Raw genomic sequence first — 5,815 nt, forward strand, 5'->3', positions numbered from 1 at the left:
TATCGCAGATTTGTTGGGCGAAGCTCTTGCCCCCGGCGCTGTTGTTATGATCAAAGGGTCAAAAGGCACAGAGCTAAGTCCGGTTGTTGAAGCGCTACGCACACGATACTCTTCGATTTAGGCAAGTTACAGGGTTGGGAACTCCATGTTCTATTTTTTGCAGGAATTTGGCGATCAGTTTGCGGCGCTGAATGTATTTCGGTATCTGACTTTTCGCACCGGTGGCGCGACCATTACTGCGCTGTTTATCGTGTTTATTTTCGGCCCTCAGGTCATTTCACACCTTAAGTTGCGCCAAGGGCACGGTCAGCCCATCCGGGAGGATGGACCGCAAAGTCATCTGATTACCAAAAAGGGCACGCCCACCATGGGGGGGCTAATGATCTTGGTTAGTGTGCTGATATCTACCCTTTTGTGGGCAAATCTATCGAACGCTTATGTGTGGATTGTATTGTTTGTCACAGCCGGGTTTGGTGCCATTGGGTTTTATGATGACTATCTAAAGGTTAGCAAAGCCACGAACTCTGGCTTTGGTGGTCGGCAACGGTTGGTGCTTGAATCCGTTATTGCTGCAATCGCGTGTTATGCGGTCTCAACCATGGGTGAAGCCCCTTTTTCCACGTCGCTCGCCTTTCCCTTCATCAAAGATTTCGCTGTGGATTTAGGCATTTTCTTTGTTGTTTTTGGCGGGTTTATCATTGTTGCAGCGGGCAATTCGGTAAACCTTACGGATGGGCTTGATGGATTGGCGATTGTACCTGTGATGATTGCTGCAGGATCGTTTGGATTGATTGCTTATTTGGTGGGTAACGAAGTCTTTTCAAATTACCTATTGATTAACTTTGTGCCCGGTACCGGTGAACTTGCTGTATTGTGCGGTGCACTAATTGGCGCAGGGCTTGGGTTCTTGTGGTTCAACGCGCCGCCAGCCTCGATCTTTATGGGCGACACCGGCTCATTGGCCCTTGGCGGTATGTTGGGCGCAATTGCGGTTGCGACGAAGCACGAGATCGTGTTGGGCATTATTGGTGGGTTGTTTGTCCTTGAGACCGTTTCGGTCATTGTGCAAGTGATTTCGTTTAAAACGACGGGCAAGCGAATTTTTAAAATGGCGCCGATTCACCATCACTTTGAGCACTTGGGGTGGACAGAAAGCCAGATCGTTATTCGTTTCTGGATCATATCCTTTGTGCTTGCAATGATTGGTTTGTCTTCCTTGAAACTGCGCTAGTCATCGTTGAAAATTTTCAAATCGTTGCGAGTTGGTAACCAAATTTGGTGTATTTTTATACACCAAGTTTAGGACCAATAATGGTGTGCGGTTAACTACATGTTTTTACGCGAGTTTTCGAGAGAGCGAAAAACCCCTTTAGCAGAGTGGTGGTGGACGGTTGACCGCCCGTTGTTGGCAGCGCTTATTGGGCTGTTGGCTGCTGGGGTGATGATGTCTTTTGCGGCAAGCCCGGCGGTTGCGGTTCGCATTGGCTTAAACGAATGGCACTTTACCGTTCGGCACATCATTTTTTTGGTGCCAACAATTGGTGTGTTGATTGCAGGATCGTTTTTGACTTCGCGGCCCGCCCGACGTTTGGCGTTGGCGGTCCTCATCATCATGTCCGTTTTGATGGTGCTCACACTGTTTATTGGCACAGAGATCAAGGGTTCACAACGTTGGATATCGCTGTTGGGGTTCTCTATTCAGCCATCTGAATTCGTCAAACCTGCATTTGCGATCATCGCTGCTTGGTTGATATCTGAACAGATGAAATCGCCAGAAATGCCGGGGCATTTGATGGCGTTCGGTATTCTTGCAGGTATCGTTGGCGTATTGCTTTTGCAGCCCGATATTGGACAGACCGCACTTGTTCTTTTGACGTGGGCTGGCCTGTTGTTTATTTCAGGCATTTCATGGTGGGTGATTTTGACGTTGGGCGGCCTTTCAATCGCGGGCATCACTGGCGCTTATTTTATGTTTCCGCACGTGACACGGCGGTTTGACGCGTTTTTGAACCCAGAGACGGGCGACAATTATCAGGTTGAAAAAGCGCTGCAATCCCTATTGGAGGGCGGTTGGTTTGGTTTGGGGCCAGGCGAGGGCGTGGCCAAGCGTGCATTGCCCGATGCGCATGCGGATTTTGTTTTCTCAGCCGCCGCGGGCGAGTTTGGGATTTTGTTCTGCCTTGGTTTGGTCGCTTTGATGGCGTTTGTTGTGGCCCGTTGCATGTATTTGGCGCAATTGCAGCAAAACCTTTTTTCACGCCTGGCGGTTAGCGCAATTGCCATTCAATTCGGTATGCAAGCATGTATCAATTTGTTGGTGAACCTCAATCTCATCCCACCAAAAGGTATGACACTGCCATTTGTATCTTCTGGCGGCACGTCCATGATCGCCATTGCTTTTGGCATGGGGATATTGCTGGGCCTGACGCGTCGTAAGCCTGAACACACAATTCAATCCGGATTGCCCGCGTTTCGCGTTGGCGCCGCACAAGAGGTCGCATGAGTAAGTTTATCGTTTCTGCTGGTGGGTCGGGGGGACATTTGTTCCCAGCCCAAGCTCTTGCTCACGAGCTAATGCGCCGCGGGCATACTGTTCAACTGATGACGGACAAGCGCGCAAACAGTTTTGTGGCGGAATTTCCGGCTGAAAAGACACATATTATTCCGGCAGCGACGCCGAATTTGCGCGCGCCAGCAAAGGCGTTTCAGGCTGGGATTAGCATATTGCAGGGCATTGCAAAAGCTTATGGCATTCTAAAACGGGAAGACCCTGATGCGGTAATTGGGTTTGGTGGATATCCAACCTTTCCCCCCCTTATTGCAGCAACGCTGCGGGGCGTTCCAACAGTGCTGCACGAGCAGAATGCAGTTTTAGGTCGGGCCAACAGGGCGACCGCGCGATTTGCAGATATCATCGCGTTGAGCTTTGACATGACAAAGTTTGCTGAGAAATTTGAGGACAAATGCATCGTAACGGGCAATCCCGTACGTGATCTTGTGGTTGAGGCCGCAAAAAAACCTTATCCCGCGTTGCATGATGATGGGCCGATTAATGTTTTGGTCACGGGGGGCTCGCAGGGGGCACAAGTGTTCTCTGATATGTTGCCAGGTGCAATGATGAACATTCCAGATCAACTCCGTTCTCGCATACATTTGGTGCAACAATGTCGGGCGGATGATTTGAAACGGGCAACGGCAGTTTACGCTGAAACGCGTTTGAACGTGGAGCTTGCGCCCTTCTTTAAAGATTTGCCCCGCAGAATTGCAAATGCGCACTTGGTGATTTGCAGGGCCGGAGCCAGCACTATTTTTGAACTTGCGCAGATCGGCCGACCCGCTATTTACGTGCCGCTGCCAGGCTCGTTGGACCAAGACCAATTGCACAATGCACAGAATATGGTTGATGTGGGGGGCGGTGTTATTCTAGAGCAGGGCAATCTTTCACCCCATTTGCTAGCGACCGAACTCACCAAAATTCTGTGTGACCCCGAAAAGCTTAAAACAATGGCGCAAAATGCCAAGAAGCTATCCACGCAGGATGCTGTGGCAAAGCTCGCTTTGGTTGCGCAAGACGCTGCCAATGAAGAAGAATAGGAGAGCATCAAAATGAAGATGCCACAAAATATTGGTCCGGTGCATTTTGTCGGAATTGGCGGCATAGGCATGAGCGGAATTGCTGAAGTGCTGCACAACCAAGGTTATGAAGTGCGCGGTTCCGATTTGTCGCTGAACCCCAACGTGCAACGGTTGCAAGAAAAAGGTATTCACGTTGACATTGGCCAGCGTGCCGAAAATATCGAAAGTGCTGCAGTTGTGGTGATTTCGTCTGCAATTAAGTCTGACAACCCAGAGCTTGTTGCGGCACGAGCACGTTCTTTGCCTGTCGTTCGTCGAGCTGAAATGCTTGCAGAAATCATGCGGTTCAAAAATGCGATTGCTATTGGGGGAACCCACGGCAAAACGACAACAACATCTATGGTTGCCACCCTGTTGGATGCTGGCGGTGTTGATCCCACGGTGATCAATGGCGGTATCATTAATGCCTATGGCACGAATGCGCGTTTGGGCGACGGCGATTGGATGGTGGTTGAAGCGGACGAAAGCGATGGCACCTTTGTTAAATTGCCTGCTGACGTTGCGATAGTGACCAACGTGGATGCCGAGCATTTGGACCACTATGGTGATTTTGAAGCGGTCAAAAACGCCTTTTTGACCTTTGTTGAAAATGTGCCGTTTTATGGTTTTGCCGTGATGTGTCTTGATCACCCAACGGTTCAGGATTTGGTCGGCAAAGTTACCGACCGTCGCATCATCACCTATGGGCAAAATCCGCAAGCTGATGTTCTGTTAAAAGACGTGCGCAATAAAGACGGTAAATCTGTTTTTACGGTCGAAATTCGTGACCGATTGGCGGGGACGAGCGAAACCATCAAGGATTTGGTTTTGCCAATGCCGGGCATTTACAATGTGCTCAATGCGACAGCGGCCATTGCTGTTGCACATCAATTGCACGTGGATGCGGACGACATTCGAAGCGGTTTGGATAATTTCTCTGGTGTTAAGCGTCGCTTCACGACTGTGGGTGAGGTTGCGGGTACTCGGGTGATTGACGATTACGCTCATCATCCAGTTGAGATTTCATCCGTGCTCAAGGCAGCGCGGGCTTCGGCCAAAGGTGATGTGATTGCTGTGGTGCAACCGCATCGTTATTCACGTTTAGAAGATTTGTTTGAAGAATTTGCGAGCTGTTTCAATGATGCGGATACTGTGCTGGTGGCGCCTGTTTTTGCAGCTGGGGAGCAGCCGATTGATGGCATTAGCCATGAGAGTTTGGTTGAGCGACTTCGGGCCAAGGGCCACCGCGATGCGCGGGTTGTTGATCGGCCAGAAGCCCTAGCGCCCATTCTAGCGTCACGGGTGAATAAGGGGGACTATGTGGTGTGTCTGGGGGCAGGCTCGATCACACAATGGGCGGCGAAGCTGCCAAGTGAACTTCAAGCTCTTATCGGAGATAAATAGATGAGTTTTCCTGACCTTTTGCCCCAATTTGCTGATTGGATTGATGGCGTGCGTGGCCGATTGGTGCCCAACCAGTTGTTATCCGAAATCACATGGTTTCGGGTGGGTGGGCCTGCCCAATTGTTCTTCCAGCCCAAAGACGAAGAAGATCTACAATATTTTCTCAAGCATCTACCAAAAGATATAAAAGTCACAGTAATCGGTTTAGCGTCAAACCTATTGATCCGGGATGGTGGGCTAGATGGAGTTGTTATTCGCTTGTCTGCCAAAGGCTTTGGCGCGGTTGAAATTCTTGATGACCACAAATTGCGTGTTGGCACTGCGTTGCCCGACGTTAAGGTGGCAACCGCCGCAGCCGATGCAGGTATAGATGGATTGACGTTTTACCGTGGTATTCCTGGTGGCATCGGTGGCGCACTTTACATGAATGCTGGGTGTTATGGCACCGAAACGAAAGACCGGATGGTTGAGTTGCGCGGTATAACGCGTGACGGTGAAGTGGTGACCCTGACCAATGCAGACATGGGTTACAGATACCGGAAAAACAACGGACCGCGTGATATCATTTTCACGTCTGCTGTCTATCAAGGTTTTGCCGGGGATCCAGACGATATCAAATCGCGGATGAAGGAAATCACTGAAAAACGTGAAAGCTCACAACCTACCCGTTCGCGCACTGGGGGGTCGACTTTTAAGAACCCTGAAGGCCACTCAAGCTGGAAATTGGTTGATGCTGCGGGTGGTCGTGGGTTGCAAGTTGGCAACGCACAAGTGTCTGAATTGCACTGCAATTTCT

At 50.2% G+C, this 5,815-nt stretch carries 5 protein-coding genes; all 5 read left to right on the forward strand.

What is annotated here, in order from left to right:
- Positions 1-145 precede the first annotated feature (145 nt).
- Positions 146-1,231 carry a phospho-N-acetylmuramoyl-pentapeptide-transferase gene (gene mraY, locus Q0231_RS15680; RefSeq protein WP_269393730.1) on the forward strand — a complete coding sequence of 362 codons (1,086 nt, stop codon included), beginning with the start codon at positions 146-148 and terminating at the stop codon, positions 1,229-1,231.
- Positions 1,232-1,330: 99 nt separating this feature from the next.
- Complete coding sequence (locus Q0231_RS15685) at positions 1,331-2,503, forward strand: FtsW/RodA/SpoVE family cell cycle protein (RefSeq protein WP_269393731.1); 1,173 nt, start codon at positions 1,331-1,333, stop codon at positions 2,501-2,503.
- Positions 2,500-3,594 (forward strand): undecaprenyldiphospho-muramoylpentapeptide beta-N-acetylglucosaminyltransferase, encoded by a 1,095-nt coding sequence (gene murG / locus Q0231_RS15690; protein ID WP_299349020.1) that lies wholly within the window; start codon positions 2,500-2,502, stop codon positions 3,592-3,594. Before Q0231_RS15685 ends, murG begins: the two co-directional genes overlap by 4 nt.
- A gap of 12 nt (positions 3,595-3,606) precedes the next feature.
- Entirely contained in the window at positions 3,607-5,019 is a 1,413-nt protein-coding gene (gene murC / locus Q0231_RS15695) for a UDP-N-acetylmuramate--L-alanine ligase (RefSeq protein ID WP_269393733.1), read from the forward strand.
- On the forward strand, positions 5,020-5,815 hold a 796-nt coding region (murB, locus tag Q0231_RS15700), incomplete at its 3' end, for a UDP-N-acetylmuramate dehydrogenase (RefSeq protein WP_299349024.1).

It is taken from the genome of uncultured Maritalea sp. (assembly GCF_937139385.1).
In the GTDB taxonomy this organism is placed as follows: domain Bacteria; phylum Pseudomonadota; class Alphaproteobacteria; order Rhizobiales; family Devosiaceae; genus Maritalea; species Maritalea porphyrae_A.

What these genes read in the sequence shown, in the direction of transcription:
- murG (WP_299349020.1), top strand. Translation starts at nt 2,500, where the DNA reads ATGAGTAAGTTTATCGTTTCTGCTGGTGGGTCGGGGGGACATTTGTTC.
- mraY (WP_269393730.1), top strand. Translation starts at nt 146, where the DNA reads ATGTTCTATTTTTTGCAGGAATTTGGCGATCAGTTTGCGGCGCTGAAT.
- murC (WP_269393733.1), top strand. Translation starts at nt 3,607, where the DNA reads ATGAAGATGCCACAAAATATTGGTCCGGTGCATTTTGTCGGAATTGGC.
- Q0231_RS15685 (WP_269393731.1), top strand. Translation starts at nt 1,331, where the DNA reads ATGTTTTTACGCGAGTTTTCGAGAGAGCGAAAAACCCCTTTAGCAGAG.